Origin of the sequence: Pseudomonas sp. MD195_PC81_125, assembly GCF_014060985.1 — a bacterium.
In the GTDB taxonomy this organism is placed as follows: domain Bacteria; phylum Pseudomonadota; class Gammaproteobacteria; order Pseudomonadales; family Pseudomonadaceae; genus Aquipseudomonas; species Aquipseudomonas parakoreensis.
This window is the reverse complement of the sequence record NZ_JABULD010000217.1, coordinates 1-3494: the sequence shown is the minus strand read 5'-3', so window position 1 is coordinate 3494 and position 3494 is coordinate 1. Positions and strand designations below refer to the sequence as shown.

Here is a 3494-nt window from a genome sequence, read left to right as displayed (position 1 = left end):
GTGGGTCAGGCACCTTAAACATGAATGCGCTGGCGCCTTCGCGAGCAGGCTCGCTCCCACAGGGGATTAGTTGTGTGTTGGAGATTGTGAGATTTCGTGGTTATCCAGCACTCGGTTCACCGCCAGTTCGGCGAGCATGATGATTTGCTGAATGGCCAGTATCGTCCGGCGCTGCGGGATGTCGATGTACGCGGCGATGTCGCTGGTCATGAGGCTGGCTTGGGCCAGTGATTCGCAAGCGTGGACCAGCAGGCTTTCGTTGTCCATGTCCGGGGCGACCTGGAACATGCTGCTGGGTTTGTGGAATCTCACCGCGGCGGCGGAGGGTTTCAGGTAGTGATCCAGCGCACGCTCGGCGGCATCGTGGAGTTTTTTTTGAATCGAGGGATTCGTAAGGTGAGGTTTCGGGGGGATTGGGTGTTGGTTTGATCATGGTGAAGCTCCGAATGAGAAGTGGGGCTGTCACTCTCAATCGCCGCGACGCGACTGAGGGTGGCAGCTGTACGCGGGTTCGCGGACCGAGCCATTCGGCAATCTCGGCATACCCGAAGGTATCCCGCGCACAGCCACCATCAAACCAAACACAGAGCACCTGAGCGCTCCCGTTTGGGCTGGCGATTATGCATCAAATCGAATGGATTGCTCGGGCCGCGACGCCCGGCCGCTGAATTTCCAGCGACCACCAGAGCCTATCCAGCCAACTTCCGAGGCACAACCGACGCGACCTGTCGGAAAACTCCGCGCAATCACCAGCATTTGTAGGACGAACACATTTCCCATAGACCAGCACATTTTCCTGTAGGAGCAGCTTTCGGCAGCTCCTACAGGGATATTGGGTGGGCACAAAAAAGGCGATGCCCCTCACGGAGCATCGCCTTTCTATTACCGCCGTTAAAACTTATTCCGGCAGTTTGTACGCAATCACGTAGTCACCCATCTTGGTGCCCAGCGAGCCGTGACCGCCGACAACGAGCAGCACGTATTGCTTGCCGTCCTTGCCGGTGTAGGTCATCGGGGTCGCTTGGCCGCCGGCAGGCAGACGCGATTTCCACAGTTCTTTACCGGTGTTCACGTCGTAGGCGCGCAGGTACTGGTCCAGGGTGCCGCTGAGGAAGCCGACGCCGCCGGCAGTCACCATCGAGCCGCCCATGCTTGGCACGCCCAGGGTGAAGCCGATCGGGATCGGCGAGCTGTCGCGGCTGGTGCCGTTTTTGCGTTTCCAGACGACTTTGCCGGTGGTCAGGTCGATGCCGGCAACGTAGCCCCAGGCCGGGGCCTGGCACGGTACGCCCAGTGGCGACATGAACGGGTGCATGATCACCGCGTAGGGCGCGCCGGTGTTCGGTTGCACGCCAGCGGTTTCGCTTTCGCGTTTGCTGCCGGCGGCGACTTTCTCGCGTGGCACCATTTTCGAAACGAAGGCCATGTAGTTCGGGCTGGTGAACAGCATTTGGCGCACCGGGTCGACCGAGACGCCGCCCCAGTTGAACACGCCGACGTTACCCGGGTAGATCAGGCTGCCCTGTTCCGACGGAGGCGTGTATTGGCCTTCGTAGCGCAGTTCCTTGAACTGGATGCGGCACAGCATCTGGTCGAACGGGCTGGCGCCCCACATGGCTTTTTCGGTCAGTTCCGGGGCCAGCAGGTTGAGGTCCGAACGGGCCTGGGTCGGTGCGGTGTGGTCGCCCTTCACGGCGCCTTGCGGTACCGGGATTTCCTTGATCGGGATGATCGGTGTGCCGTCACGACGGTCGAGGACGTACAGGCTGCCCTGTTTGGTCGGGGCGATCAGCGCCGGTTTCACGCCGTCGGCGGTTTTCATGTCGAGCAGGGTTGGCTGGCTGCCAACGTCCATGTCCCACAGGTCGTGGTGGGTGAACTGGTAGTTCCAGCGCACTTTACCGGTGGCCAGGTCGAGGGCAACGATGCCGGCGCTGAACTTCTCGGCGCCTGGGGTGCGGTCTGCGCCCCACTGGTCAGGCGTCTGGTTGCCCAGTGGCAGGTAAACCATGCCGAGTTTTTCGTCGACGCTGGCCAGCGACCACATGTTGGCCGAGTTGCGGCTGTAGGTTTCGCCCGGGGCCAATGGCTCGGTGGCGTCTGGCTTGTCGCTGTCCCAGTTCCACACCAGGTGACCGTCGCGCACGTCGAAAGCGCGGATCACGCCCGATGGCTCGTTGGTCGATTCGTTGTCGGTAACGTGACCGCCCATGATCACCAGATCACGGGTAATCGCCGCTGGCGAGGTGGAGTAGTAGCCACCGGCGGTGAACGGGCCGATGCCTTGGGTCAGGTCGACCACGCCGTTGTTGCCGAAGCCTTCGCAGATCTTGCCGGTGTCGGCGTTCAGCGCGATCAGGCGGGCATCGGCGGTTGGCAGGTACAGGCGACGCGGGCAAGCCTGGGCAACGGCTTTGCCGGCTTCGGAGACAACGGCGGACGCAGCGTTTTCAGACTTGGCGTAAGCCGCTTCGTCGTAGTACGACACGCCACGGCAGGTCATGTGGGCGAAGCCCTTGAAGCCCACCGGGCTCTTGATCTGCGGGTCGAAGCGCCAGATTTCCTTGCCGGTGTCCGGGTCCAGCGCCAGCACTTTGCTGTGCGCGGTGCACGCATAGAGCATGCCGTTGGCTTTGAGCGGGGTGTTTTCGTTGGTCAGCTCGACCGGGTCATCTGCGGTTGGCAGATCGCCGGTCTGGATGCGCCAGGCTTCTTGCAGCTTGCCGACGTTGGCCGGGGTGATCTGCTTCAGCGGCGAGTAACGGTCACCGAATTCGGTACGGCCGTAGGCCTGCCAGTCGCCGTCAGGCATTTGCGGTGCGGTGCTGGTCATGTCCGCGGTGTCGCGGCCCAGTTCACCAAAGGTTTCACCCGGGTGAGTGAACAGGCTGGCCAGAGCGGTGACACCGGCCAGAACCACGGCGACGCTCAGACCACCGGTGCCCATCGGCGCCGGGCCATTGAGCAGCAGCGGACGACGGAACCACGGCAGCAACATCACGATGCCTAGGACGAACCACAGGGCCAGGCGCGGCACCAGTTGCCACCAGTCCAGACCGACTTCCCACAGGGCCCAGACCGTGCTGGCGAACAGCACGATGGCGTACAGGCCCAGCGCTGCACGACGGCGCAGCAGCAACAGAATGCCGCTCAGCGCAATGCCGATACCGGCCAGCAGGTAGTACAGCGAGCCGCCGAGCATGCTCAGCTTGACCCCTCCGGCCAGCATGGCCAGGCCCATCAGTAGAAGCAGAATGCCGAGCAGGCTCGGTAGCAGACGGCTCCGACTCGAAGCACTTTCGGTGCTCATAGTGTGATTCTCCGTGACGTTTATGTAGTCCCGCGCTGTAGTCACTTTAGATGACGATTGGGCGCAGGTATGGTTCAGATAAAAACTTGTCTAGCTAACGAATTTTTCCCGATCCCTGTGGGAGCTGGCTTGCCAGCGATGGCGGAGTGTCAGCCGACGATAATGGCGAATGTGAAATCGCATC

At 61.8% G+C, this 3494-nt stretch carries 1 protein-coding gene and 1 pseudogene; both read right to left on the bottom strand.

Translation table 11 applies throughout. From position 1 onward, the window contains the following. Nucleotides 1-66: 66 nt before the first annotated feature. Nucleotides 67-433, bottom strand: a pseudogene (locus HT737_RS09270) (DUF6124 family protein). A gap of 465 nt (nucleotides 434-898) precedes the next feature. Beyond that, nucleotides 899-3310: a glucose/quinate/shikimate family membrane-bound PQQ-dependent dehydrogenase gene (locus tag HT737_RS09265; protein ID WP_182402312.1), complete on the bottom strand. Its 2412-nt coding sequence runs from the start codon at nucleotides 3308-3310 to the stop codon at nucleotides 899-901. Nucleotides 3311-3494: the final 184 nt, after the last annotated feature.

What these genes read in the sequence shown, in the direction of transcription:
- HT737_RS09265 (WP_182402312.1), bottom strand. Translation starts at nt 3,310, where the DNA reads ATGAGCACCGAAAGTGCTTCGAGTCGGAGCCGTCTGCTACCGAGCCTG.